The organism is Pseudomonas sp. LTR0 (assembly GCF_036630035.1).
In the GTDB taxonomy this organism is placed as follows: domain Bacteria; phylum Pseudomonadota; class Gammaproteobacteria; order Pseudomonadales; family Pseudomonadaceae; genus Aquipseudomonas; species Aquipseudomonas putida_Y.
In genome coordinates, this window is record NZ_CP123734.1 from 1,653,283 (window position 1) to 1,679,063 (window position 25,781).

The 25,781-nt window shown below is 62.3% G+C and carries 19 protein-coding genes and 1 other RNA gene; 9 read left to right on the plus strand and 11 right to left on the minus strand.

What is annotated here, in order from left to right; translation table 11 throughout:
• Positions 1-117: 117 nt before the first annotated feature.
• The 5 genes from QCL51_RS07755 to puuE form a co-directional block, all read right to left on the minus strand.
• Positions 118-1,473 carry a nucleobase:cation symporter-2 family protein gene (locus tag QCL51_RS07755; RefSeq protein ID WP_021783012.1) on the minus strand — a complete coding sequence of 452 codons (1,356 nt, stop codon included), beginning with the start codon at positions 1,471-1,473 and terminating at the stop codon, positions 118-120.
• A 184-nt stretch (positions 1,474-1,657) separates the two neighbouring features.
• Complete coding sequence (locus QCL51_RS07760) at positions 1,658-2,983, minus strand: urate hydroxylase PuuD (RefSeq protein WP_103462238.1); 1,326 nt, start codon at positions 2,981-2,983, stop codon at positions 1,658-1,660.
• A gap of 44 nt (positions 2,984-3,027) precedes the next feature.
• The gene (locus tag QCL51_RS07765) at positions 3,028-3,531 is read right to left on the minus strand and encodes an ureidoglycolate lyase (RefSeq protein WP_003254333.1); all 504 of its coding nucleotides are present in this window, start codon (positions 3,529-3,531) and stop codon (positions 3,028-3,030) included.
• 49 nt (positions 3,532-3,580) lie between these two features.
• The gene (gene uraD, locus QCL51_RS07770) at positions 3,581-4,096 is read right to left on the minus strand and encodes a 2-oxo-4-hydroxy-4-carboxy-5-ureidoimidazoline decarboxylase (RefSeq protein ID WP_103462239.1); all 516 of its coding nucleotides are present in this window, start codon (positions 4,094-4,096) and stop codon (positions 3,581-3,583) included.
• Entirely contained in the window at positions 4,096-5,022 is a 927-nt protein-coding gene (puuE, locus tag QCL51_RS07775; protein WP_021783015.1) for an allantoinase PuuE, read from the minus strand. Before puuE ends, uraD begins: the two co-directional genes overlap by 1 nt.
• 399 nt (positions 5,023-5,421) lie before the next feature.
• On the opposite strand from puuE, the gene uraH reads away from it, so the two are divergent.
• Positions 5,422-5,775, plus strand: a complete 354-nt coding sequence (gene uraH, locus QCL51_RS07780; RefSeq protein WP_021783016.1) for a hydroxyisourate hydrolase — start codon at positions 5,422-5,424, stop codon at positions 5,773-5,775.
• Positions 5,776-6,532: 757 nt separating this feature from the next.
• Here uraH and QCL51_RS07785 read toward each other — a convergent pair.
• Positions 6,533-7,852 carry an NCS2 family permease gene (locus tag QCL51_RS07785; RefSeq protein WP_218115724.1) on the minus strand — a complete coding sequence of 440 codons (1,320 nt, stop codon included), beginning with the start codon at positions 7,850-7,852 and terminating at the stop codon, positions 6,533-6,535.
• A gap of 313 nt (positions 7,853-8,165) precedes the next feature.
• Between QCL51_RS07785 and QCL51_RS07790 the strand changes: the two genes are divergently transcribed.
• Together QCL51_RS07790 and aqpZ are read left to right on the plus strand one after the other, a co-directional pair.
• Positions 8,166-8,921 carry a GntR family transcriptional regulator gene (locus tag QCL51_RS07790; protein WP_021783018.1) on the plus strand — a complete coding sequence of 252 codons (756 nt, stop codon included), beginning with the start codon at positions 8,166-8,168 and terminating at the stop codon, positions 8,919-8,921.
• Positions 8,922-9,070: 149 nt separating this feature from the next.
• Positions 9,071-9,769, plus strand: a complete 699-nt coding sequence (gene aqpZ / locus QCL51_RS07795) for an aquaporin Z (protein WP_021783019.1) — start codon at positions 9,071-9,073, stop codon at positions 9,767-9,769.
• Here aqpZ and guaD read toward each other — a convergent pair.
• The 4 genes from guaD to xdhA all read right to left on the minus strand — a co-directional run bounded on the left by guaD (position 9,766) and on the right by xdhA (position 15,848).
• The gene (gene guaD / locus QCL51_RS07800) at positions 9,766-11,070 is read right to left on the minus strand and encodes a guanine deaminase (protein WP_021783020.1); all 1,305 of its coding nucleotides are present in this window, start codon (positions 11,068-11,070) and stop codon (positions 9,766-9,768) included. The two genes, aqpZ and guaD, sit on opposite strands and share 4 nt — an antisense overlap.
• Positions 11,071-11,080: 10 nt before the next feature.
• On the minus strand, positions 11,081-11,926 hold the full coding sequence (gene xdhC / locus QCL51_RS07805; RefSeq protein ID WP_021783021.1) for a xanthine dehydrogenase accessory protein XdhC: 846 nt from the start codon (positions 11,924-11,926) through the stop codon (positions 11,081-11,083).
• A gap of 75 nt (positions 11,927-12,001) precedes the next feature.
• The gene (xdhB, locus tag QCL51_RS07810) at positions 12,002-14,401 is read right to left on the minus strand and encodes a xanthine dehydrogenase molybdopterin binding subunit (protein WP_084851151.1); all 2,400 of its coding nucleotides are present in this window, start codon (positions 14,399-14,401) and stop codon (positions 12,002-12,004) included.
• On the minus strand, positions 14,394-15,848 hold the full coding sequence (gene xdhA / locus QCL51_RS07815) for a xanthine dehydrogenase small subunit (RefSeq protein WP_021783023.1): 1,455 nt from the start codon (positions 15,846-15,848) through the stop codon (positions 14,394-14,396). The genes xdhB and xdhA overlap by 8 nt, the downstream gene beginning before the upstream one ends.
• Positions 15,849-16,116: 268 nt before the next feature.
• Between xdhA and QCL51_RS07820 the strand changes: the two genes are divergently transcribed.
• The 5 genes from QCL51_RS07820 (at position 16,117) to ffs (ending at position 24,320) form a co-directional block, all read left to right on the plus strand.
• Positions 16,117-16,776 (plus strand): GntR family transcriptional regulator, encoded by a 660-nt coding sequence (locus QCL51_RS07820; protein WP_021783024.1) that lies wholly within the window; start codon positions 16,117-16,119, stop codon positions 16,774-16,776.
• 3 nt (positions 16,777-16,779) lie between these two features.
• On the plus strand, positions 16,780-20,268 hold the full coding sequence (gene smc / locus QCL51_RS07825) for a chromosome segregation protein SMC (protein WP_021783025.1): 3,489 nt from the start codon (positions 16,780-16,782) through the stop codon (positions 20,266-20,268).
• Between the two features lie 205 nt (positions 20,269-20,473).
• The gene (zipA, locus tag QCL51_RS07830; protein WP_021783026.1) at positions 20,474-21,367 is read left to right on the plus strand and encodes a cell division protein ZipA; all 894 of its coding nucleotides are present in this window, start codon (positions 20,474-20,476) and stop codon (positions 21,365-21,367) included.
• Positions 21,368-21,603: 236 nt separating this feature from the next.
• Complete coding sequence (gene ligA / locus QCL51_RS07835; protein ID WP_101196431.1) at positions 21,604-23,934, plus strand: NAD-dependent DNA ligase LigA; 2,331 nt, start codon at positions 21,604-21,606, stop codon at positions 23,932-23,934.
• Between the two features lie 289 nt (positions 23,935-24,223).
• Positions 24,224-24,320: signal recognition particle sRNA small type (gene ffs / locus QCL51_RS07840), an RNA gene on the plus strand.
• Between the two features lie 28 nt (positions 24,321-24,348).
• On the opposite strand, the gene QCL51_RS07845 is transcribed toward ffs, so the two are convergent.
• Positions 24,349-24,768, minus strand: coding sequence for a helix-turn-helix domain-containing protein (locus QCL51_RS07845; RefSeq protein WP_103444718.1), 420 nt, complete (start codon positions 24,766-24,768; stop codon positions 24,349-24,351).
• An 83-nt stretch (positions 24,769-24,851) separates the two neighbouring features.
• Here QCL51_RS07845 and QCL51_RS07850 point away from each other — a divergent pair, with 83 nt between their 5' ends.
• The gene (locus QCL51_RS07850) at positions 24,852-25,340 is read left to right on the plus strand and encodes a DUF2938 domain-containing protein (protein WP_021783032.1); all 489 of its coding nucleotides are present in this window, start codon (positions 24,852-24,854) and stop codon (positions 25,338-25,340) included.
• The last annotated feature ends 441 nt before the right edge of the window (positions 25,341-25,781 follow it).

Here is a 25,781-nt window from a genome sequence, read left to right on the forward strand (position 1 = left end):
TTTTTGTTGGCGTTTTTTTGGCGCGCAGGCGCCCCGGGCGACCCATTCCGGCGGGTCGACGGCGTAGCGGTTACTGCAGAGGTGAATAAGGGGCGGCAATGCACCGCCCCCCTTGGCTCAATGCTGGTGACAGACGTCGTTGTGCATTGCGCGGTCGGCACCGCCAAGGATGTTGAACAGTACGTTCAACACCAGGGCACTGACCGTGGCCATGGCGATACCGCTGTGGGTGATGGGTTCCATCCACTGTGGCATCTGGGCAAAGAACTCCGGACGCACCACGGGGATCAACCCGAAGCCGACGCTCACGGCAACCAGCAGCTGGTTGCGGCGGTCGCCGATGTCCGCCTCCTGAAGAATCTTGATCCCGGTGGCAGTGACCATGCCGAACATGGCGATGGACGCGCCGCCCAGTACCGCAGGCGGGATCGAGGCAATCAGGAAGGCCGCTTTGGGCAGCAGGCTGAGCAGGATCAGCAGTGCACCGGCCACGATGGTGACATAGCGGCAGCGCACCCCGGTCATTTGCACCAGGCCGATGTTCTGGGCGAACGAGGAGTGGGTGAAGGTGTTGAAGAAGCCTGCAATGAACGACGCACCGGCATCGCACAGCAGGCCGCGACGCAGCATGCCAGGGGTTACTTCACGATCAGTCACCTTGCCCAAGGCCAGGAACATGCCGGTGGACTCGACGAAGATGATCACCACTACCAGGCACATGGACAGGATCGGCGCCAGGCTGAAGGTCGGCATGCCGAAGTGCAGCGGGGTGACCACCTGCAACCACGGTGCTTCATTCAGGCCCGACAGGTCGACCATGCCGATGGAGCCGGCCAGGATGTAGCCAAGGCCCATGCCCACCAGTACCGACACATTGACCCAGAAACCGCGCATGAAGCGGTTGATCAGCAGGATCACGGCCAGTACCAGGCCGGCCACCAGCAGGTAGATCGGCGAGCCGAACGTTTGAGCGTCCTGGCCGCCACCGGCCCAGTTGACTGCCACCGGGAACAGCGACAGGCCAATCGAGGTGATCACCGTACCAGTGACCAACGGTGGGAAGAAGCGGACAACCTTAGACATGAACGGCGCGATCAGCATGCCGAAGAACCCGGCAGCGATGGTCGCACCGAAGATCCCCTGCAGGCCCACGCCGGGCATGCCGGCCATGGCCACCATGCTGCCGACGGCGGCGAAACTGGCACCCATCATCACCGGCATGCGGATGCCCACCGGGCCGATACCGAACGACTGGATGATGGTAGCGACGCCAGCGACAAGCAGGTCGGCGTTGATCAGGAAAGCGACTTCTTCACGGGACAACCCGGCGGCCTGGCCGATGATCAACGGCACGGCGATCGCGCCACCGTACATCAGCAGAACGTGTTGCAGGCCAACCAGGAACAGTTGGAACAGGGGCAAGGGTTCTCGCGGCGGCGCAATGGGGATATACGCCTTGCGTGACTCGGACATGCAGCACCTCGAGTTTTGTTTTTATTCTCGGATCCAAGCGGCAGGCCTCATGCCTGCGCGCTCGATGCTTGCTTGTTGCGTTACACATGAAGCCTGAGGCCGGGGCTACCGGCCTCTTCGCGGGCAAGCCCGCTCCTACAGGGAATGGTGATTCCCTGAGGGCGGGTTGCCTGGCGAGGTGCTGTCAGTTGACCTGGGCGCCTTTGGCGATCCATTCACCGACGAGCTTGCGCTCTTCGGTGGTCATCTGGGTGATGTTGCCCAGCGGCATGATCTGGCTGGCAACCGCTTGCGCCTGAATGCGCGCGGCCTGGGCCTGGATCTGCTGCGGAGTGTCGAACATCACGCCGGCAGGAGCGGCGCTGAACAGTGGGCTGGTCGGCTTGGACGAGTGGCACACTGTGCAGCGTTCCTGGATGACATTGTGGATCTTGTCGAAGTCGCCACCGGCCTGGGCAGCGGCCTGGGCGGGAGCTTGTGCTGGTGCGGTGGGTGCTTCGGCAGCCTTTGCAGCGTCCTCGGCGCGCTGCTCGGCAGCGGTCTTGCCGCCTACCGCAGTTGCCGGCAGCGGCTGGTACTCGATCTTCGCTGCTGCTTGCTCAGGGCTTACGGCCATCGGTTTCGGGCCGGTAACGTAAGCCAGGCAGATCATCGCCAGAGCGCCGACGGGCAGGGTCCAGGCGTACTTGTTGCTGTCGTGGCGGGTGTTGAAGTAGTGGCGGATCAGAACCGCGGCTACTGCGATACCGGCCAGGATCAGCCAGTTGTACTGGCTACCGTAGGTGCTCGGGAAATGGTTGCTGATCATGATGAACAGCACCGGCAGGGTGAAGTAGTTGTTGTGACGCGAGCGCAGCAGGCCCTTGGCCGGCAGTACCGGGTCGGGCGTCTGGTTGTTCTCGATCGCCGCCACCAGCTGGCGTTGGGCCGGCATGATGATGCGGAACACGTTACCGACCATGATGGTGCCGATGATCGCGCCGGTGTGCAGGTATGCACCACGGCCGCTGAACACCAGGCTGAAGCCCCAGCAGGCCGCGATGATCAGCACGAACAGCACACCACCGAGCAGCGCTGGCTTCTTGCCCAGGGGCGAGTCGCACAGGAAGTCGTAGATGAACCAGCCAGCGATCAGCGAACCGATACCGATGGCCACGCCTTCGGCACCGCTCAGGGTGCTGCCAGGCGCCAGCAGGTACAGGGCCGGGTTCCAGTAGAACACCACGCACAGCAGGGCGATACCGGACATCCAGGTGAAGTAGGCTTCCCATTTGAACCAATGCAGGTTCTCGGGCATTTTCGGTGGGGCGAGCTTGTATTTCTCCAGGTGGTAGATACCACCGCCGTGAATCGCCCAGAGATCACCCGACAACCCATCGCGCGGGTTGCTTCGGTTCAGGTGGTTCTCCAGCCAGACGAAGTAGAACGATGCACCGATCCAGGCGACGCCGGTGATCATGTGAACCCAGCGAATGCTCAGGTTCAGCCATTCGTGAAGGTGTGCTTCCACAGTATGTACCTCTGCCAGTCACCGAGAAGATGACTGACCTTTTCTTATTGGTGGGGATTGAGGATCAGCATCTGTTCCTCGGTGAAGTAATGCTCATCGCAGTTGTTGCCAGAACCACTGCGATCAACCACCAGGAAATCATCCCGCTTTTCGATCGTCAGCACCGGGTGGTGCCAGACGCCGCGATGGTAATTAACGCCCTGCCTGCCATTACTGCGGAAGGCTCGGACCAAGCCTGATACAGGTGCATCGCCAACCGGCGCGACCACGATCAGAAAGGGGTTGCCGAGCAGCGGGATGAAAGCCTGGCTGCCCAGCGGATGGCGTTCCAGCATGCGCACGGTCAGCGGCATGTCCTGCGCGTCGGCGCGGAAGATGCTGATGATCGCCTTGTCTTCAGGCTCGGCGGTTTCGACCGTGGCGAGCTTGTGAAAGCGCATGGTCGAGCCGTTGTTGATCATGAAGTGGTCGCTGCCGTCGGTTTCGATCACGTCTCCGAACTGGGCGAAGGCTTCTTTGGTCAAGGGCTCGATCATCAGGGTGCGCATGCGGTTATCTCTTCTATTGTTCGTTTTCTGAATAAGGTTCGGCTGTTGCTTACAGCTGCAGCAGGCGGAACAGGGCGATCTGGTTGATCTGCGTCAGGGCTTCCTTGAATTCGGCATTGGCATCGTTGTGGATGCGCTTTTCAAAGGCGGCGAGAATCTGGTGCCGGTTGCTGCCCTTCACCGCCATGATGAACGGGAACTGGAACTTGGCTTTGTAGGCATCGTTCAGCTCGGTGAAGCGGGCGAACTCCTCGGCGGTGCACTGGTGAATGCCGGCGCCGGCCTGTTCGTTGGTGCTCGATTCTGTCAGCTCGCCCTGGATGGCTGCCTTGCCGGCCAGGTCCGGGTGAGCGTTGATCAGCGCCAGCTGGTCGGCGTGGTTGGCGCTGAGCAGGATGTCGCTCATGCGCTGGTGCAGTGCCTCGATCTCGTCCAGCTCGCCCAGTTGGCCCAGGTCATAGGCTTTTTCGGCAACCCACGGCGAGTGCTCGTAGATATCGGCGAAGGCCTTGACGAAGGCGTCACGGTCCAGGGCGGATGGTTTGAGGGTATTGAAGGCGGTCATCAGGCGTTCTCTTTCTTGTACGGGTGGGTGGTGTGCCAGTGGCGGGCGATATCCACGCGACGGGCGAACCAGACCTGGTCATGACTTTTTGCGTAATCGACGAAGCGCTTGAGTGCTGCCAGGCGTGCCGGGCGGCCGACCAGGCGGCAGTGCAGGCCGATGGAAAGCATTTTCGGTGCTTCGGCGCCTTCGGCGTACAGCACATCAAAGGCGTCTTTCAGGTACTGGAAGAACTGCTCGCCGCAGTTGAAGCCCTGTACCTGGGTGAAGCGCATGTCGTTGGTGTCCAGGGTGTAGGGGATCACCAGGTGCGGCTTGCCAGTGGGGTTGTTTGGCTCCCAGTAGGGCAGGTCGTCGTCGTAGGTGTCGCTGTCATAGAGGAAACCACCTTCCTCCATCACCAGGCGGCGGGTGTTCGGGCCGGTACGGCCGGTGTACCAGCCCAGCGGGCGCTCGCCAGTGAGTTCGGTGAGGATACGGATGGCTTCGAGCATGTGCTCGCGCTCCTGGGCCTCATCCATGTTCTGGTAGTCGATCCAGCGGTAGCCGTGGCTGCAGATCTCGTGGCCGGCTTCGACCATGGCGCGGATCACGTCGGGGTGGCGCTGGGCGGCCATGGCCACGGCGAAGATGGTGAGTGGCACGCCGCTGTCCTTGAACAGCTTCAGCAGGCGCCACACACCGGCACGGCTGCCGTATTCATACAGCGACTCCATGCTCATGTTGCGCTGGCCCTGCAGTGGCTGGGCAGCGACCATCTCGGACAGGAAGGCTTCGGATTCCTTGTCACCGTGCAGGATGTTGCGCTCGCCACCTTCTTCGTAATTGAGGACGAAAGACAGCGCAATGCGGGCGTTACCCGGCCATTGCGGGTGAGGAGGGTTGTTGCCGTAACCGATCAGGTCGCGAGGGTAATCAGCGCTCACTGCAGTCTTCCTTCTTGTGCGTTAGTGCGGGGGGTGGGCGGGCCGCGTCGGTATGTCGCACCACCGGATGGGCTGATTGTATACAACTTCTGAAATCTTTTGTAAGCCTGTTTTTCCGCATTTCTTCCCTTTTGTCGCCTGACAGCGACCTGGAAATACAGTGCAAGAAACCTGCCTGTTTGGTCAGCTAATGAAGTTGGCATCGTTATGGTGCGTGTATTTGCGACCGATGGGTCGTTTATGGGCAGCAAATGGAGGCTGTGATGGAGGGGGATAAAAAATTGTGTACAATCTTGAGGCGGAATGTCTTAATAACGTCATTCCCGCCTGCCGCAGGCGCTATGCTGGTGCGATGGCTGAGTATTTTTTGCCCACAGATTGAACAAGAGGCGACACGCAATGGGACGTTTGACCACACACGTACTGGATGCCGCGCATGGCTGCCCGGGTAGCTCGATCAAGGTCGAGCTGTATCGCGTCGAAGGCCAGCAGCTGGAGCTGGTGAACACCGCCCTGACCAACAGCGATGGCCGCGTCGACGCGCCGCTGTTGCAGGGGGAAGATTACCGTACGGGTGTTTACCAGCTGCAGTTCAGCGCTGGTGATTACTACCGCGCCCGTGGCGTGCAACTGCCGGCCCAGGCGTTTCTGGATGTTGTTGTGCTGCGTTTTGGCATCGACGAGTCGCAGGAGCACTACCATGTGCCGCTGCTGATTTCGCCGTACAGCTATTCGACCTATCGTGGAAGCTAGTTGGTCGCTAGAAGAATCTTCGTAGGTCCTTTGGCCCGCTCTCACACTGGCGGGCTTTTTTTCGTCTGCAGGAAAGTGGTGTGTGATGTGGCGGCGCTCGATCTCCCAGGCGACGTACCTCTACCGCCATACGTTCAAGGCCACACCGCCCGGCATGACGTTGCGTAATGGCCGGGTGTGTTTGCCGTGGGTTTCAGGGGGTGGCAGAAATCGAGCGCCGCCCGCGCGGCGCATCGCGAGCTGCGCTCGCTCCTACGTTTGTTTCTGGCCAGTAACGCCTGTGGCAGGCGCGCGCGACCGCCTTGTTTGTACGGCGCGATATCGAGCCATGCGCCAAGGCGTTCGCGCGCAAATCCCACAGGAATGATTGGCCCGAAACAAACGTAGGAGCGAGCGCAGCTCGCGATGCGCCGCGCGGGCGGCGCTCGGTCTCACAGGCGACGCACCTCTACCGCCATACAGGCGGCGCTCGATCTCCCAGGCGACGCACCTCTACCGCCATACAAACGGCGCTCGATCTCCCAGGCGACGTACCTCTACCGCCATACCTTCAAGGCCACACCGCCCGGCATGACGTTGCGCAATGGCCGGGTGTGTTTGCCGTGGGTTTCAGGGGGTGGCAGAAATCGAGCGCCGCCCGCGCGGCGCATCGCGAGCTTTGCTCGCTCCTACGTTTGTTTCGGGCCAGTAACGCCTGTGGCAGGCGCGCGCGACCGCCTTGTTTGTACGACGCGATATCGAGCCAGGCTACCGGTGCTCAGAGGAACACGAACTTGGCAATGAAGATCGCGCACAGCACCCACAGGCTGGCCGAGATTTCCTTGTACTTGCCGGTGCCCGCCTTCAATGCCACATAGCTGATGAAGCCCAGGGCAATACCATCGGCGACCGAGAACGTAAGCGGCATCATGATCACCGTGACGATCGCCGGAATGCTGTCGGTGGCCTCATCCCAATGGATATGCGCCATGCTACCCATCATCAGCATTGCAACGTAGATCAGTGCACCGGCTGTCGCGTAGGCAGGAATCATCCCGGCCAGCGGCGCGAAGAACATCGCGGCGATGAACAGCAGGCCTACCACCACAGCCGTCAGGCCGGTTCGGCCACCTGCGGCAACCCCCGCAGCACTCTCCACATAGCTGGTCACCGGCGGTACACCTACCACCGCGCCGAACACACTCGAGGCACTGTCAGCCTTCAACGCCTTCGACAGGTTCTCGATACGCCCGTCCGGCGCCACCAGGTTGGCTCGTTGCGCGACGCCCATCAGCGTGCCGGCAGTGTCGAACATGTGCACGAAGAGGAACGCCAGCACCACGCTGATCATGCTGACGTTGAACACGCCAGCCACGTCCATGGCCATCCAGGTGGGCGCCAGGCTCGGCGGCATCGACATCACCCCGCCAAACTTGACCAGGCCCAGGCCCCAGCCGGCGACGGTGACACCGATGATGCTGATCAGGATCGCGCCGAAGACCCGCTTGTAGCTGAGGATGGCGATCAGCAGGAAGCACACGGCTGCCAACAGCGGCCCCGGTTCATGCAGCGAGCCCAGCTTGATCAGGGTGGCAGGGCTGTCGACGATGATGCCTGCGGTCTTCAGGCCGATCAGCCCGAGAAACAATCCGACGCCGGCCCCCATGGCATGGCGCAGGCTGACCGGGATGCTGTTGAGCAGCCATTCGCGCACTTTCGACAAGGTCAGGAACATGAACAGCACGCCCGAGACGAATACCGCCCCCAGCGCCGTTTCCCAGTTGTAGCCCATGGTGCCGACAACGGTGTAGGTAAAGAAGGCATTGAGCCCCATGCCTGGCGCCAGGCCTACCGGCCAGTTGGCGTACAGGCCCATCAGCAGGCAGCCCAGCGCAGCGGCGATGCAGGTGGCGACAAAAGCGGCACCATGGTCGATGCCGGCGTCGGCCATGATGTTGGGGTTGACGAAGATGATGTAGGCCATGGTGATGAAGGTGGTCACCCCGGCGATCATTTCGGTTCTGACGGTGCTGCCGTGTTGCTTGAGTTTGAAAATCCGCTCCAGCCAGCTCGTTTCGAGCGGTGGGGCGAGATCCAGCGTAGGGGCTTCGGATTTGCGGCTTTCCACAGCGGGTACTCCTCAAGTCTTTCTTGTTGTTATGGAGCCAGTTTCCTGCGCAATGCACTTGGCGGCTCCGCGAGGGAAGGCAGACGTCTGACCGTTTTGTTGACTCAAGGGTCAAGAAGTTGCTCGATGGATTATCCTTTTGTGTACAAAGAATGCAAATAATGTTTTATGTTTTGTATGCGCAATGCGTCGTACAACGGCTATATAGGTAAAACGCCCCCTGCGGAATCGCCTCAGCCTGTGTACAATGGCGCCATACTTTCTCTTCGTGCCTCGAGAGCCCATGAACGAACAGCTGCAACCTCTGAAAAAACCTGCACGAGTCGGCAAGGCCGGCCGCAGCGGTACCCAGGACGACATCGTCTACGCGCATATTTTCGAGGCCATCCTCGAGCAGCGTCTGGCTCCGGGCACCAAGTTGAGCGAGGAAGCGCTGGGCGAGATCTTTGGCGTCAGCCGCACCATCATCCGCCGCGCCTTGTCGCGCCTGGCCCACGAAAGCGTGGTGCTGCTGCGGCCGAACCGCGGCGCGGTGGTGGCCAGCCCGACCGTGGAAGAGGCGCGCCAGGTGTTCTTCTCGCGGCGCATGGTCGAACGCGCCATCACCGAGCTGGCGGTGCAGCATGCTACCCTCGACCAGCTCAACGAGCTGCGGCAGATGGTGCGTGAGGAGCGCGACAGCTTCTCGCGCGGTGACCGGGGTGCCGGCATCCGCCTTTCCGGTGAGTTCCACCTCAAGCTGGCCGAAGCGGCGGGCAATGCACCGCTGGTGAGTTTCCAGCGCAGCCTGGTCTCGCAGACTTCGCTGATCATTGCCCAGTACGAAAGCGGCAACCGCTCGCACTGCTCTTACGATGAGCACATGCAGCTTATCGATGCCATCGAGGCGCGCGATGCCGAGCAGGCCGTGAGCCTGATGATGCATCACATGGACCACATCGACAGCAAGCTGAACCTGGACGAGGAGAGCGCCTCGGACGATTTGCATGCGGTGTTCTCGCATCTGTTGAAAAAGCCCAAGGTTTCCGTCAAGGGTTGATCGTTTGCTGGTGTGATCGAGGGGCTGCACGGCAGCCCCCAGCCACTACTGGCCATAACCCAAAGGTCTGCTAAATTCTTGTGAGCAAACCTTCATCAAGCAGTTGGGCTTGCGCATTCGTTGCGTTCAACTTCTTGAGGAACGGATTCATGAGCATGTCCCTGGGTAAACGCATGGGGGCCGAACTGATCGGCACCTTCTGGCTGGTCCTTGGTGGCTGTGGCAGTGCGGTACTCGCAGCCAGTTCCCCTCTCGGCATCGGTGTGCTCGGTGTCGCCTTCGCCTTCGGCCTCACCGTACTGACCATGGCCTTCGCCATCGGCCATATCTCGGGCTGCCATCTAAACCCTGCCGTGTCGTTCGGGCTGGTGGTAGGCGGGCGCTTCCCTGCCAAAGAGCTGCTGCCTTATGTGATCGCCCAGGTGATCGGTGCCATCCTGGCGGCCGGGGTGATCTACCTCATCGCCAGCGGCAAGGCCGGGTTCGAGTTGTCTTCTGGGTTGGCTTCAAACGGCTACGCCGACCACTCGCCCGGTGGCTATACGCTGGGTGCGGGCTTTGTCAGTGAAGTGGTGATGACCGCCATGTTCCTGGTGGTGATCATGGGTGCGACCGACTCTCGCGCACCGGCAGGTTTTGCACCCATCGCCATCGGTCTGGCCCTTACCCTGATCCACCTGATCTCGATCCCGATCACCAATACTTCGGTCAACCCCGCGCGTAGCACGGGGCCGGCCTTGTTCGTCGGTGGCTGGGCCCTGCAGCAGCTGTGGCTGTTCTGGGTGGCGCCGCTGATCGGTGCTGCAATCGGCGGCGCGCTGTATCGGGGCCTGGCGAAAGAACCTTAGCGCTGGTGAACGCAGCGGCCGGCGGCGTAGGTTTCACGCACGGTACGGTCATCGCCCAGGGTGGTGAGCACGAACAAGGTTTCTTCGATGCTGTTGGACTGCTGGATGCGGTAGTCCAGCAGTGGCGTGGCCTTGTAGTCCAGCACCACGAAGTCGGCATCGTTGCCCGGGCGCAGGCTGCCGATACGGTCCTCCAGGCGTAGCGCGCGAGCGCCGCCGAGGGTGGCCAGGTATAGCGATTTGTACGGGTGCAGGCGCGCGCCTTGCAGCTGCATCACCTTGTATGCCTCGTTCAGGGTGTTAAGCAGAGAGAAGCTGGTGCCGGCGCCAACGTCGGTACCCAGGCCCACGTTGACCTTGAACCGCTCGGCCTGGGGCAGGTTGAACAGGCCGCTGCCGAGGAACAGGTTGGAGGTGGGGCAGAAGGCCACGGCCGAGCCGGTTTCGGCCAGGCGCTGGCACTCTTCGTCGCACAGGTGCACGCCGTGGGCAAACACCGAGCGCTCGCCCAGCAGCTCGAAGTGATCGTAGACGTCCAGATAACCCTTCTGCTCGGGGAACAGCGACTTGACCCAGTCGATTTCCTTGAGGTTTTCCGACAGGTGCGTGTGCATGTACACGCCCGGGTGCTCCTTGAGCAATTGGCCGGCCAGGGTCAATTGCTCCGGCGTGCTGGTTGGGGCGAAGCGCGGAGTCACTGCATAGTGCAGGCGGCCTTTGCCGTGCCAGCGCTCGATCAGTGCCTTGCTTTCGGCATAGCCGGACTCGGCGGTGTCGGTCAGGTAGTCCGGCGCGTTGCGATCCATCATTACCTTGCCGGCGATCAGGCGCAGGTCCAGGCGTTCAGCCTCTTCGAACAGGGCATTCACCGACTCCGGGTGCACGCTGCCGAATACCAGCGCAGTGGTGGTGCCGTTACGCAGCAGTTCTTTGAGGAAGATCTTCGCCACCTGGTCGGCGTGGTCTTTGTCGGCGAACTGCTTTTCGCAAGGGAAGGTGTAGGTGTTCAGCCAGTCCAGCAACTGCTCGCCGTACGAGCCGATCATGCCGGTCTGCGGGAAGTGGATGTGGGTATCGATGAAGCCCGGGGTGATCAGCGCGTCCTGGTAGTGCTCGACCGGGATGCCGGCATCCAGCGTCGGCAGCAGTTCACTGGCGTGCCCAACGGCGCTGATGCGGCCATCGTCGACCACCAGCAGGCCGTCTTCGTAGTATTCATGGGAAGCCTCCAGGCCCACCTCGGCCGGGTCGGCAATGCTGTGCAGGATGGCGGCACGGTAGGCTTTGCGGGTAACGGTCATAACACACTCGTCAAATGGCTTGGCTGCGGCGGGAGGGCGGCAGCAATTGGGCAATGGGGCCGGCATTGGCGGCAGCGTCGTGCTGGCCGAAACAGGCGTTGTAAGTGGCAATGATTTCACCGGCGATAGACACGGCGATCTCGATGGGCAGCTTGCCCTTGACCTCGGTCAGGCCCATGGGGCAGCGCATGCGGGCCATGACGGCCTCGTCGAAACCTCGCTCGCGCAGGCGGTGCTCGAACTTGACCCGTTTGGTCTTCGAGCCGATCAGGCCGAACCAGGTGAAATCGTTGCGCTTGAGAATGGCGGCGGTCAGTTCCAGGTCGAGCTGGTGGTTGTGGGTCATGACGATGCAGTAGCTGCCGGGCGGCAGGTCCGCGACTTCGTCGACCGGTTCCTCACTGACGACCTTGGTCACCCCCTTGGGGATGAGTTCGGGGAATTCCTGTTCACGCGAGTCAATCCAGCGCACCCGGCAGGGGAGCGCGGCGAGCAAGGGTACCAGAGCCCTGCCGACATGGCCCGCGCCGAACACGGCGATCTGCGCCTGCACAGCGGCCATCGGCTCGAACAGCAGCACGGTGGCGCCGCCGCAACACTGGCCCAGGCTGGCGCCGAGGCTGAAGCGCTCCAGGTGCGGGGTGGTGCGCTGCTCTTCGAGCATTTGTCGGGCGATGTGCAAGGCTTTGTATTCGAGGTGCCCACCGCCGATGGTGTCGAATAGGCCGCTGGCGCTGACCACCATCTTTGAGCCGGCATTGCGCGGTGTCGAGCCGCGTTCCTCGATGATGGTCACCAGCACGCAGGCTTCGCCACGTGACTGGTGGTCGGCGAGGGCGTTGATCCATTGGTGCATGATGCAACCTCTCTAAGCCATGCTGCCGACCCTGGTAGGAGCGGTTTTACCCGCACCTGCCAGGGCCTTGCGTTGTCAGGGGGTGATGGTTTCCAGTTCCAGTTCGCGCGACTGTGTTTCAGCCACTGCCTTGCGCATCTGCTCGCAGCCCCACAGCACCCGCTCAGGTGTAGCTGGCGCATCCACCTGCGGCTGCACGCGGTAGTCGGCGAGGCTGGCCACGGCATCCTTGATTGCACACCAGGCAGCGATGCCGAGCATGAACGGTGGCTCGCCCACGGCCTTGGAGTGGAACACGGTGTCTTCCGGGTTTTTGCGGTTCTCCACCAGTTTCACCCGCAAGTCCAGTGGCATGTCGGCCACGGCCGGGATCTTGTAGCTGGCCGGGCCGTTGGTCATCAGCTTGCCTTTGGCGTTCCACACCAGCTCTTCGGTAGTCAGCCAGCCCATGCCCTGGATGAAACCGCCCTCTACCTGGCCGATGTCGATCGCAGGGTTCAGCGAATCGCCCACGTCGTGCAGGATGTCGGCGCGCAACATCTTGTATTCGCCGGTCAGCGTATCGACGATCACTTCCACGCAGGCAGCGCCAAAGGCGAAGTAGTAGAACGGCCGGCCGCGTGCCTGGCTGCGGTCGTAGAAGATTTTCGGCGTGCGGTAGAACCCGGTGCTGGACAGCGACACCTGAGCGAAGTAAGCCTGCTGCACCAGTTGCTCGAAGCTGACGATCTGGTCGCGCACGCGCACATGGCCGTTACGGAACTCGACGTCTTCCTCGGTCACCTGATAGTGCCGTGCGGCAAACTCGGTCAGGCGGCGCTTGAGGATTTCAGCCGCGTTCTGCGCCGCCTTGCCGTTAAGGTCGGCGCCGCTGGACGCAGCCGTAGGCGAGGTGTTGGGTACCTTGTCGGTGTTGGTGGCGGTGATCTGGATGCGGCTGAAGTCCACCTGGAAGATCTGCGCTACCACCTGGGCTACTTTGGTGTTCAGGCCCTGGCCCATCTCGGTGCCGCCGTGGTTCAGGTGAATGCTGCCGTCGGTGTAAATATGGATCAGTGCACCGGCCTGGTTGAGGAAGGTGGCGGTGAACGAAATGCCGAACTTGACCGGTGTCAGTGCCAGGCCTTTCTTCAGGATCGGGCTGTTGGCGTTGAAGCGGCGGATCGACTCGCGGCGTTCGGCATAGTCGCTGCTGGCTTCCAGCTCGGCGGTCATCTCTTCGAGCATGTTGTGCTCGACGGTCTGGTAGTAGTGGGTGACGTTGCGTTCGGTCTTGCCGTAATAGTTGGCCTTGCGCACGGCCAGCGGGTCACGGCCCAGATGGCGGGCGATATGGTCCATCACCTGCTCGATGGCGACCATGCCCTGTGGGCCGCCAAAGCCGCGGTAGGCGGTGTTGGAGGCGGTGTTGGTCTTGCAGCGGTGGCCGTGGACGGTGGCATCGCCCAGGTAGTAAGCGTTGTCGGAGTGGAACATGGCGCGGTCGACGATCGAACCGGACAGGTCGGGCGAATAGCCGCAGTTGCCGGCCAGGTCGAAATTGATGCCGTGCAGCCGGCCGTTGTCGTCGAAGCCCACGTCATACTCGACGTAAAACGGGTGGCGCTTGCCGGTCATGGTCATGTCTTCGACCCGCGGCAGGCGCATCTTGGTTGGTTGGCCGGTCAGGCGCGCAACTACCGCGCACAGGCATGCCGGGCTGGCGGCCTGGGTTTCCTTGCCGCCAAAACCGCCACCCATGCGGCGCATGTCCAGCACCACCTTGTTCATCGGCACGTCGAGCACTTCGGCGACCAGTTTCTGCACTTCGGTGGGGTTCTGCGTGGAGCAGTAGACGATCATGCCGCCGTCTTCGGTAGGCATTACCGAGGAAATCTGCGTTTCCAGGTAGAAGTGCTCCTGGCCGCCGATGTGCAGGGTGCCCTGAATGCGGTGCGGGGCGCTGGCCAGGGCGGCAGCCGAATCGCCGCGCTGGTGGGTGTGGCTATCGAGCACGAAGTGCTTCTTGTGCAGCGCCTCGACCACGTCCAGCACCGGTTCCAGGTCTTCGTACTCGACGATGGCGGCCATGGCCGCTTTACGTGCGGTTTCAAGATCGCGGGCAGCGACAGCGAGCACCGGCTGGCCGAAGAACTCGACCTTGTCGATGGCCAGAAGCGGGTCGCCGGCCACCACCGGGCCGATGTCCTTCAGGCCGGGGATGTCTTCGTGGGTGATGGCAATGCGCACGCCCTCGAAGGCGTAGCACGGCGTGGTATCGATGCGCAGGATACGCGCATGGGCGCGGTCGGCGGTGCGGGCATAGACGTGCAACTGGTTGGGGAATTCCAGGCGGTCGTCGATGTACACAGCCTCGCCGGATACATGCTTGTCGGCGCTGTCGTGCTTGACGCTACGGCCCACCCCGGTGGTCAGGTCCTGGCTGAACAGTTCGGCCATCTCGGCCTGGCTTTTGGCTACGTGATGGTTAGACATAAGCGGTCACCCGGGTTTCGATGTGCGGTGTTTGCTGTTCGATGAAATACTTGCGCAGCAGGTTCTGCGCGGTCAGCAGGCGGTATTCCTTGCTGGCGCGGAAGTCGCTGAGCGGGGTGAAGTCTTCGGCCAGGGCCTGGCAGGCGCGCTCGATGGCAGCCTGGTCCCATGGCTTGCCACGTAGCGCCGCCTCACAGGCGCGGGCGCGTTTGGGGATCGCCGCCATGCCGCCGAAGGCGATGCGTACACCGCTGACTACGCCGTCTTCGATGCTGAGGTTGAACGCCCCGCACACGGCGGAGATATCATCGTCCAGGCGTTTGGACACTTTATAGGCGCGGAACGCCCAGTCGCTGGTGGCGCGCGGCACAATGATCTTCTCGATGAACTCGCTGTCCTGTCGGGCAGTGATGCGGTAATCGATGAAGTAGTCTTCCAGTGGCATCACCCGCTGGCGCTCGCCCTGGCGCAGGACGACCTGTGCATCCAGCGCGATCAGCAAGGGTGGCGAGTCGCCGATCGGCGAGGCGTTGCCGATGTTGCCGCCGAGGGTGCCCTGGTTGCGGATCTGCAGCGAGGCGAAGCGGTGAAGCAGTGCCCCGAAGTCAGGGTACTCTTCGTTCAGCGCGGTGTAGCAGTCAGTCAGCGGCGTGGCGGCGCCGATTTCCAGGTGGCTGGCGGTTTTCTCGATGCGCTTGAGCTCCGCCACATGACCGACGTAGATCATCACGGGCAAGGTCTTGTGGAACTGGGTGACTTCCAGCGCCAGGTCGGTCCCCCCCGCGAGCAGGCGCGCTTCAGGGTGCGAGCTGTACAGGTCGGCCAGGTCGGAGACGGTCAGCGGCACCAGGCAGCGCTTGTCGCCGCTGTTCAGCTCGCCGGTCTGGGTCGGGGCAATGGCCTTGAGGCGGCTGATGGTTTGCGCCTGCTGGCTATCGAACTGGTCGCGGCAGGGCTGGCGGCAGCTCTGCTCGGCGGCGTCGAGGATCGGCCGGTAACCGGTGCAGCGGCACAGGTTGCCAGCCAGGGCTTCCTGGGCCTGGTGCAGGTCGGGGCCGCTGCTGTTCTTTTGCAGGGCAAACAGTGACATGACGAAGCCGGGCGTGCAGAAGCCGCATTGCGATCCGTGGCAGTCTGCCATCGCTTGTTGAACGCTGTGCAGTTGGCCCTGTTGTTTGAGACCCTCGACGCTGATCAGTTGCTTGCCGTGCAGCGACGACACAAAGGTCAGGCACGAATTGAGGCTGCGGTAGCGCAGGCTGTCGTTGCCTTGGTCGTCCTGGCTCAGTTCGCCGACCACCACGGTGCACGCACCGCAGTCTCCACTGGCGCAGCCCTCCTTGGTGCCGGTTTTGCCCAGGTGCTCGCGCAGGTACTGCAGCACCGTCATGTTTGGGTCCAGGGCGTGCTCACTACGCAGCTCCTGGTTGACGAGAAACTGGATCACGGGGATGGCCTCGCAATGGTTTTATTGTTGTTGGGCGGACTCTAAGCAAGACCTGTCTAGCAGGTCAATATTTTTCTGACTCAAAGGTCAAGAAATTGCACATGTCCATGCCCAGCCGAACACACTGCCTCTATTCCAAGCATAGATCGCGCCGGGCGCGTGGCTGTCTGACAGGTCAAATAAACCACCTGGCCCCTCTGCGCGACTACCGCCCAAGTACGCTACAATTCGCCCCTTGTGCCCAGTTCAATGATTTTGAAGGAAAACCATGACGTTCAAGGCCCCGGACAGCCTCTCCGAGCAGATTGCCGATTACCTGGCCGAACGCATCATTCGCGGCGAGCTGGCGCCAGGCGAACGTATCCAGGAGCAGAAGGTTACCCAGGCGCTCAACGTCAGCCGCGGCTCGGTGCGTGAGGCACTGCTGATCCTCGAACGCCGCCATCTGGTGGCGATCCTGCCGCGCCGGGGTGCCCATGTGACCGTGCTGGACGAGCGCAGCGTTCGCAGCCTGTGCTCGCTGATGGGCGAGTTCTACATCCTGCTGGGCAATGCGGTTGCGCAAAAATGGCGCACCGAAGCCGACCTGCGCCCGTTTCTGGAGATCCAGCAGCGGCTGCAGCGTGCCCATGACCAGCTCGACATCAAGACCTTCGTCGCCGACAGTTTTGCAGTCATGCGTGCGGCCTACCCGTTCGCCGACAACCCGTTCCTGCAGGAAACCGTGGAAAACCTGCAGCCGGCCATGAGCCGTGCCTATTACCTGTCGCTGGACCAGCGCCAGGCCAACATGAGCGACTATCTCGACCTGTTCGCCCGCCTGCTCGAAGCCGTGGTGTCCCGCGACCTGCCGCGCATTCGTGAGGTGCTCACCGCCTATGGCCAGCGCAGCTGCGAACTGGTGCTGGCGGCACTGGCCAGAGGCTGACCGATGCGCCTGAAGTGCATTCGCCTGGCCGGGTTCAAGTCGTTCGTCGACCCGACCACGGTCAACTTCCCCAGCAACATGGCGGCCGTGGTCGGCCCAAACGGCTGCGGCAAGTCCAATATCATCGACGCGGTGCGTTGGGTGATGGGCGAGAGTTCGGCGAAGAACCTGCGCGGCGAGTCGATGACCGACGTCATCTTCAACGGCTCCAGTGGGCGCAAGCCGGTCAGCCAGGCCAGTATCGAGCTGGTGTTCGACAACAGCGAAACCACTCTGGTCGGCGAGTATGCCGCCTACGCCGAGATATCGATCCGCCGCAAGGTTACCCGCGACGGGCAGAATAGCTATTACCTCAACGGCACCAAATGCCGCCGGCGTGACATCACCGATATCTTCCTCGGGACGGGGCTGGGGCCGCGCAGTTACTCGATCATCGAGCAGGGCATGATCTCCAAGCTGATCGAGGCCAAGCCCGAGGAGCTGCGCAACTTCATCGAGGAAGCGGCTGGCATTTCCAAATACAAGGAGCGCCGCCGCGAAACCGAGAACCGCATCCGTCGCACTCAGGAAAACCTGGCGCGCCTGACCGACCTGCGCGAAGAGCTCGAACGCCAGCTGGAGCGTCTGCATCGCCAGGCCCAGGCCGCCGAGAAGTACCGTGAGTACAAGGCTCAGGAGCGCCAGATGAAAGCGCGCCTGTCTGCCTTGCGCTGGCGAGGCCTGGACGAACAAGTCCGCCAGCGCGAGTCGGTGATCGGCGATCAGGGCGTTTCTCACGAGGCGCTGGTGGCCGAGCAGCGCAATGCCGATGCCAGCATCGAACGCCTGCGCGACGGTCATCACGAACTGTCCGAACGTTTCAATCAGGTGCAGGGCCGTTTCTACTCGGTGGCCGGTGACATCGCCCGGGTCGAGCAGAGCATTCAGCACGGCCAGCAGCGCCTGCGGCAGTTGCAGGACGACTTCAAGGAAGCCGAGCGCACACGCCTGGAAACCGAATCGCACCTGGGACACGACCGCACCTTGCTGGCGACCCTGGGCGAAGAGCTGGCCATGCTCGAACCCGAGCAGGAAATGACCCTGGCGGCTGCCGAGGAAGCCGCTGCCGCGCTTGAAGAGGCCGAACTGGGCATGCACGGCTGGCAGGAGCAGTGGGACAGCTTCAACAGCAGTTCCGCCGAACCGCGCCGTCAGGCCGAAGTGCAGCAGGCGCGATTGCAGCAGCTGGAAGCCAGCCTTGAGCGCCAGACCGAGCGCCAGCGCAAGTTGGTCGAGGAGCGCGAGCAACTGGGCAGCGACCCGCAGGATGCCGCCATGCTCGAACAGGTCGAGCAGTTGGCCAGCAGCGAAATGCTGCTGGAAGAACTGCAGCTCTGCGAAGAGCAGGTGATCGAGCGCCTGGAAAACGCACGCGAGCAACTGCAGCAGGCCACCCAGGCGCAACAGCAGGCACAGGGCGACCTGCAGCGCCTGGGCGGGCGCCTGGCCTCGCTTGAAGCCTTGCAGCAGGCCGCCCTGGAGCCGGGCGCAGGTGCTGCGCAATGGCTGCACGGCCAAGGGCTGGAGCAACAGCCGCGGCTGGCCGAAGGCTTGCGGGTGGAGCCGGGTTGGGAGCTGGCGGTAGAGACCGTGCTTGGTGCCGATCTGCAGGCCGTGCTGGTGGACGATTTCAACGACCTCGATTTTGCCGGCCTGGAGCAGGGTGAACTGCGCTTGCTGCTGGCCGTCAGCGCGGGGGCGACGTTGCCCGGCAGCTTGCTGGAGAAGGTCGAGGGCCGTATCGACCTGGCGCCCTGGCTGGGCCAGGTCAGGCCTGTGGAAGACCTGGCCCAGGCACTGGAGCAGCGCGGGTCGCTCGGCGAAGGGCAGAGCCTGGTCAGCCGCGATGGCTATTGGGTCGGCCGGCACTTCCTGCGGGTGCGCCGGGGTGGCGAGGCCGAAGGCGGCGTGCTGGCGCGTGGCCAGGAAATCGAACGCCTGGGCCAGGAGCAACTGGAACAGGAAGCGGCGCTGGAACAGCTCGATCAACAGTTGCAGGCCCTGCGCGAGCAGCAACTGGACCTGGAGGAGCAGCGCGAACAGTTGCGCCGCCGCACACAGGATGAAAACCGCCTGCACGGCGAGCTGAAGGCCAGTCTTTCGGCCAGCCGCGCGCGCGCCGAGCAGGTCGAGCTGCGCCGCCGCCGCCTGCACGAAGAGCTGGGCGAGCTGGAAGAACAGCGCGCCCTGGAACACGAGCAACTGGGCGAAGCACGCCTGCTGCTACAAGAGGCTCTGGAGCTCATGGCCCAGGACACCGAGCAGCGCGAACAGTTGATGGCCCGCCGCGATACCCTGCGCGAAAGCCTCGATCGGGTGCGTCAGGAGGCTAGGCAGCACAAGGACCACGCTCACCAGCTGGCGGTGCGCCTGGGGTCGCTGCGTGCCCAGTACGATTCTACCCGCCAGGCGCTGGAGCGCCTGGAGCTGCAAGCTGCGCGCCTGACCGAGCGCCAGGAGCAACTGAGCCTGAACCTGGAGGAGGGGGAAGCCCCGCAGGAAGAACTGCGCCTGAAGCTGGAGGAACTGCTGGAGCGGCGCATGAGTGTGGACGAGGAAATGCGCCTGGCTCGCCTGCACATGGACGAAGCCGACCGCGAACTGCGCGATGCCGAAAAGCGCCGCACCCAGGCCGAGCAGCAGGCCCAGTTGCTGCGCGGTCAACTGGAGCAACTGCGCCTGGAGTGCCAGGGCCTGGATGTGCGGCGCAAGACCCTGCAAGAGCAGTTGCTGGCCGACGGTTATGACCTGCAAGGCGTGCTCGCCACCCTGGAAGCCGAGGCCAGCGAGCAGGGTACCGAACAGGAGCTGGAGCAGCTTGAGGCGCGCATCCAGCGCCTGGGGGCGATCAACCTGGCGGCCATCGAAGAATACGAGCAGCAGTCCGAGCGCAAACGTTACCTGGACGCCCAGGACGCCGACCTGGTCGAAGCGCTGGAAACCCTCGAAAACGTCATCCGCAAAATCGACAAGGAGACCCGCAACCGCTTCAAGGATACCTTTGATCAGATAAATGCCGGATTACAGGCACTTTTCCCAAAAGTTTTCGGTGGTGGCAGCGCTTATCTGGAACTGACGGGCGAAGATCTACTCGATACAGGGGTGACGATCATGGCGCGCCCCCCGGGCAAGAAGAACAGTACCATCCATTTGCTGTCCGGCGGCGAGAAGGCACTGACCGCTTTGGCGCTGGTGTTTGCCATCTTCAAGTTGAACCCCGCACCGTTCTGCATGCTCGACGAGGTCGATGCGCCGCTGGACGATGCCAACGTCGGGCGCTACGCGCGTCTGGTCAAGGAAATGAGTGAAAGCGTGCAGTTCATCTACATCACCCATAACAAGATTGCGATGGAGATGGCGGATCAATTGATGGGGGTGACCATGCATGAACCGGGTTGTTCACGCCTTGTTGCGGTTGATGTGGAGGCGGCCATGGCCATGGTCGACGCTTGATGTACGACGATAGGGGCACATTCTGTAGCGAAATGCCCCCGCCATGTGCGACAGACGGTGTAAAGTTGTCTTTGGTCGTGCTAGCTTAATGTCACTCGTTTTTTGCGTGGGTAAAACGCCTGTCAGAACATAGAGTTGGCGCCACGTGTTAAAGGGCTTTGAACCCTTTGTTTTCAAGCATATTTTTATAGAGGCACGGGATTACATGGAAATCGGTCTGCGCGAGTGGCTGATCGTTATCGGCATCATTGTTATTGCCGGGATTCTTTTCGACGGCTGGCGCCGCATGCGCGGCGGGAAAGGCAAGTTGAAATTCCGTCTGGATCGTAGTTATTCCAACCTGCCGGACGAAGAGGGTGGCAGTGCCGAGGTGCTCGGCCCGCCGAGGGTGCTCGATACCCACAAGGAGCCTGAGCTGGACGAAAGCGACCTGCCTTCGCTCAGCGCGTCTTCGCGTGATCGCGAGCGTGAGCCCAAGCCGGTCAAGGCCAGTAAGCGCGGCAAGCGTGCCAGTGCGGCTGCCGATATGCAGCAGGGTGACCTGAACCTGAGCGCCGAGCAACGCGAGCCCGACCTGTTTGCTGACAGCGATGACGACTTTGCCGCCGACAACAACCGTAGCAGCGGCGCAGCGCCTGCCAGCAGCAGCGTCAAGGAGTTGCCACCCGCTGAAGAGGTGCTGGTCATCAGCGTGATCTCCCGCGACGAGGGTGGCTTCAAGGGCCCGGCGTTGCTGCAGAACATCCTGGAAAGCGGCTTGCGCTTCGGCGAAATGGACATCTTCCACCGTCACGAGAGCATGGCCGGTCACGGCGAGGTGCTGTTCTCCATGGCCAACGCAGTCAAGCCTGGCGTGTTCGACCTGGACGACATCGACCACTTCAGCACCCGCGCTGTGAGCTTCTTCCTCGGTTTGCCGGGCCCGCGTCATCCGAAGCAGGCCTTCGATGTGATGGTTGCCGCAGCACGCAAGCTGGCCCACGAACTGAACGGTGAGCTCAAGGATGACCAGCGCAGCGTACTGACTGCCCAGACCATCGAGCACTATCGCCAGCGTATCGTCGAGTTCGAGCGCCGCGCGCTGACCCAGAAACGCTGACAGATCCAGACGAAAGAGCAGCCTGAGGGCGTGCTGGCCGGTTCGGGCATCATCGTTGCCTGTGCCAGCTTCTTCGCGGGTAAACCCGCTCCTGCAGGTGCATCACCGCCCTAGAGGCATTTGATGCCCTTGTAGGAGCGGGTTTGCCCGCGAAGAGGCCGGCACAGGCAATAGACACCTCGAACCCCGCGCACTACCCCCAAGCTGCTCTTTTGCTTTGCAAGAGAAGACAATCCATGACCGCCGAATCCCGTATCCTCGAACTGCGTGCCGAGCTCGACCAGCACAACTATCGCTACTACGTGCTCGACGAGCCCAGCGTGCCCGATGCTGAATACGACCGCCTGTTCAACGAGCTCAAGGCGCTGGAAGCCGAACACCCGCACCTGGTAACCCCTGACTCGCCCACCCAGCGCGTTGGCGGCGCTGCCTTGGCGGCGTTCAGCCAAGTGCGCCACGAAGTGCCCATGCTCAGCCTGGGCAATGCCTTCGAAGAAGCCGACCTGCGTGAGTTCGGCCGCCGTGTGGTAGAAGGTCTCGACCAGCCCGGCGCGGTCGACTACAGCTGCGAACCCAAACTCGATGGCCTGGCCGTGAGCCTGCTGTACCGTGACGGCCAGCTGGTGCAGGGTGCCACCCGTGGCGACGGCACCACTGGCGAAGACATCAGTGCCAACGTACGCACTGTGCGCAACATCCCGCTCAAGTTGCAGGGTAAGGGCTGGCCGGCAGTGCTGGAGGTGCGCGGCGAGGTGTACATGAGCAAGGCCGGCTTCGACCGGCTCAATGCCGCCCAGGCCGAGGCCGGTGGCAAGACCTTCGCCAACCCGCGCAACGCTGCCGCTGGCAGCTTGCGCCAGCTGGATTCGAAAATTACCGCCAGCCGCCCGCTGGAATTCTGCTGTTATGGCGTCGGCCAGGTGTCCGAGAGCATAGGCGACAGCCACATCGGTATCCTCGAGCAACTCAAGGTCTGGGGCCTGCCGATCAGCCGCGAGCTCAAGCATGCTGCGGGCATCGAAGAGTGCCTGGCCTACTACCGTGACATTGGCGAGCGGCGTAACAGCCTGCCTTATGAGATCGACGGGGTAGTGTTCAAGGTCAACAGCCTGGCCGCTCAACGCGAGCTGGGCTTCCGCGCCCGTGAGCCACGCTGGGCGATTGCCCACAAGTTCCCGGCCATGGAAGAGCTGACCGAGGTGCTGGATGTTGAGTTCCAGGTTGGTCGTACGGGTGCAGTCACGCCTGTGGCGCGCCTGAAGCCGGTCAAGGTGGCCGGTGTGACCGTGTCCAACGCCACCTTGCACAACATGGACGAAATCGCCCGCCTGGGCCTGCGCATTGGCGATACGGTGATCATTCGTCGTGCCGGTGATGTGATCCCGCAGGTGATGCAGGTGGTGCTTGAGCGTCGTCCGGTAGACGCCCGCCCGGTAGAGGTGCCAAGCGCATGCCCGGTCTGTGGCTCGCAGGTCGAGCGTACCCGGCTGGTAAAGCGCAGCAAAGGCAAGGAAACCACCAGCGAAGGCGCGGTGTACCGCTGTGTCGGCCGCCTGGCCTGCGGCGCCCAGCTCAAGCAAGCGATCATTCACTATGTATCGCGCCGCGCTATGGACATCGACGGCCTGGGCGAGAAGAGCGTCGAGCAGTTGGTGGATGAGGGCCTGATCGGCTCGCCGGCTGACCTGTACAAGCTGCAGTTCGAGCAGATCGTCGGCCTTGAAGGCTTCGCCGAGGTGTCCAGCAGGAAGTTGCTCGATGCCATTGAAGCAAGCAAACGCCCGAGCCTGGCGCGTTTCATCTACGCCCTGGGCATTCCTGATGTAGGCGAAGAGACCGCCAAGGTGCTGGCCCGCTCGCTGGGTAGCCTGGCCCGCGTGCAGCAGGCGCTGCCGCAGGTGCTCACCTACCTGCCGGACATCGGCCTGGAGGTTGCCTACGAGATCCACAACTTCTTTGAAGACGAGCACAACCAGAAGGTTATCCAGCAACTGCTCGACAGCGGTATGCAGTTGCAGGACGAAGGCGAGCTGGCTGCCGAGTTCGCTGCCAGCACTACCCTGGCCGGGATGATCGCCAAGCTCGACATCGCCTCTGTCGGCCCTACCGGCGCCGAGAAGCTGGTGGCCAGGCTCGACAGCCTGGACAAGATCATTGCCGCCGACGGCATCGACCTGCGCCAGGCCCTGGCGGCTAAGCAGGCTGACGCGGTGCGCGAGTTCTTCAAGGATGAAGCGAACCAGAAGCTGGCCCGGGACATCGAGGCACAGCTGCTGGCGTTCGGCATGCACTGGGGCTGTGAGAAGAAGGTAGCCGAAGGCTTGCCGCTGGCCGGGCAGACTTGGGTCTTGACCGGGACGCTAGAGCGTATGAGCCGGGACATTGCCAAGGACAAATTGGAAAGCCTGGGGGCCAAGGTAGCCGGTTCCGTTTCGGGCAAGACCCACTGCGTGGTGGCAGGGCCTGGGGCAGGCTCCAAGCTGGCCAAGGCTGCTGAGCTGGGTGTGAAGGTGCTGGATGAAGATGCCTTCGTTACCTTCCTGGCTGAGCAGGGCATAGCGGTCTAGGCATCCGCGACCCTGTGGGAGCGGGCGTGCCCGCGAACACCGGCGTAGCTGGTGCCATCCATCGCGGCGCCTGCTTCGCGGGCAAGCCCGCTCCCACAGGGTGGACTGCTTGCGACATTCAAGCGGTGCCTGTGGGGAGGGTTTACCCGCGAGAGGCCCGTCCAGGCCGTCTCGACTCTGACAAGTCATTGAGAAATGATGACTTTTTCTCGCCCCGGAGGTTGTATCTGCTCGCAAGACCGGTACAATGGCGCCACTCGCTGCTCAGCGAGGCATGTAGTGGTGGCCCCATCGGTCCCCCCGCATTGATTACCCGTTAACCTGGTCAGGCCCGGAAGGGAGCAGCCATAGCGGGAACATCGAGTGCCGGGGTGTGGCTGGTGGGGCCGCCTCCATTTCCGGGGTCGGAAAACCTCAATCTGTAACGAACGCTTTCGTTCTTTCCTGCTTTTCGCCCAGTGCTCCCGCCGCCGACAGCTTCATCAGCCGCTGAAATTTCGGGCATGCCAGATGATCTTTCTCAGGGCATTGAGCTGCATGGCGCAACCCCTTGCTCATGGCCTGCAAGCGCCTGATCCGCGCGTCAAGTTCGTCTGCCTTGGCATTCAGCATCTGCCGGTCGACCTGCAGGTCCACCAACATCGCCCCGACTTCATCCAACGAAAACCCCGCAGCCTGCCCCAGGGCGATCAGCGCCAGCCTGTCCGCCACATCGGCTGCAAACTGTCGTCGCTGGCCGCGCTCGGCCAGGGACTTGAGCAAGCCTTTCTTCTCGTAGTAGCGGAGTGTCGATGCAGGTACGCCTGTGCGTTTGGCGACGTCGGCAATGTCCATTTCAGGTCCTTGACTTGAAGTTGACTTCAACTTCTATGCTGCGCGGCATGGGTAAGGACTGTCAACTTTCGAGGGCTTGTTCAATGACGTTTACTGCTATGTTTTTAGCTGCGTTGCCGATTGGCATCGGCGCCACAGTAGTGATGGACCTGTGGGGGCTGCTGCTGAGGCGGTTGGGTGTGGCAACGCTGAACTTTGCCATGGTCGGGCGTTGGGCGGGGCACCTGCTAGGTGGGCGTGCTTCGCACCAAGCGATTGCCAAAGCGGAACCGGTGCGAAATGAGTTGGCGTGGGGATGGGTGATTCACTACGCCACCGGCGTGCTTTTCGCGATGCTGCTGCTTGTGATCGTGGGGGAGGGCTGGTTGCGATCGCCTACTGTTTTACCTGCGGTAGTTGTGGGTATGGGTACAGTCGTGGCGCCGCTGTGCTTCATGCAGCCGGCCATGGGGGCAGGGTTCTTTGCGTCCAGAACGCCGACACCTGCGCGGAACTGCCTGAAGAGCCTGGTCACGCATTTTGTGTTTGGTGTGGGGTTGTTCTTGAGTGCGTATTTACGGGCTTTGCTGTGAAGACAGGGATCCCGATTACAGTAAGCACATGATCAGAGTGTCTGCTTTTAAAATAGGTCTGATAGCAGTCTAGGAAAGCTCCTACGCGTCAGGCAGGCATAGCGAATTATCCTACGTGTTCCGTCGACTCCCGTCTGATTGTTCCGGTCAACCTCGCCCACTAGGCTTTCGCGGTCGCTGTCAGTTCAGCGATCGGGTGTGGAAGCCTGGGTGGTTTGGTGGCTGTCGATATGACGGTTGTGCGTGGGAGGCCTTCGGGCCTGCCAGGTTTGCCATACCCCTGGTCTTCCACCCCGCGTACAACTGTCACCCTAAGTGTGGAAGCGAAAGGGTGCTCTCAGCCCGGTATCGTGAACTCATGAAAAACGGGTCCCCGATGCCCCCCACGTCTTCGATCTTCCCCAAGGCAAATCCCTTTCCCGCGCGATCAGCAAAGGCATC

Coding starts and splice junctions, on each gene's coding strand:
- QCL51_RS07850 (WP_021783032.1), top strand. CDS start 24,852: ATGACGTTTACTGCTATGTTTTTAGCTGCGTTGCCGATTGGCATCGGC.
- ligA (WP_101196431.1), top strand. CDS start 21,604: ATGACCGCCGAATCCCGTATCCTCGAACTGCGTGCCGAGCTCGACCAG.
- QCL51_RS07755 (WP_021783012.1), bottom strand. CDS start 1,473: ATGTCCGAGTCACGCAAGGCGTATATCCCCATTGCGCCGCCGCGAGAA.
- uraD (WP_103462239.1), bottom strand. CDS start 4,096: ATGACCGCCTTCAATACCCTCAAACCATCCGCCCTGGACCGTGACGCC.
- QCL51_RS07790 (WP_021783018.1), top strand. CDS start 8,166: ATGAACGAACAGCTGCAACCTCTGAAAAAACCTGCACGAGTCGGCAAG.
- uraH (WP_021783016.1), top strand. CDS start 5,422: ATGGGACGTTTGACCACACACGTACTGGATGCCGCGCATGGCTGCCCG.
- xdhC (WP_021783021.1), bottom strand. CDS start 11,926: ATGCACCAATGGATCAACGCCCTCGCCGACCACCAGTCACGTGGCGAA.
- QCL51_RS07765 (WP_003254333.1), bottom strand. CDS start 3,531: ATGCGCACCCTGATGATCGAGCCCTTGACCAAAGAAGCCTTCGCCCAG.
- aqpZ (WP_021783019.1), top strand. CDS start 9,071: ATGAGCATGTCCCTGGGTAAACGCATGGGGGCCGAACTGATCGGCACC.
- QCL51_RS07820 (WP_021783024.1), top strand. CDS start 16,117: ATGACGTTCAAGGCCCCGGACAGCCTCTCCGAGCAGATTGCCGATTAC.
- smc (WP_021783025.1), top strand. CDS start 16,780: ATGCGCCTGAAGTGCATTCGCCTGGCCGGGTTCAAGTCGTTCGTCGAC.
- QCL51_RS07845 (WP_103444718.1), bottom strand. CDS start 24,768: ATGGACATTGCCGACGTCGCCAAACGCACAGGCGTACCTGCATCGACA.
- zipA (WP_021783026.1), top strand. CDS start 20,474: ATGGAAATCGGTCTGCGCGAGTGGCTGATCGTTATCGGCATCATTGTT.
- xdhB (WP_084851151.1), bottom strand. CDS start 14,401: ATGTCTAACCATCACGTAGCCAAAAGCCAGGCCGAGATGGCCGAACTG.
- guaD (WP_021783020.1), bottom strand. CDS start 11,070: ATGACCGTTACCCGCAAAGCCTACCGTGCCGCCATCCTGCACAGCATT.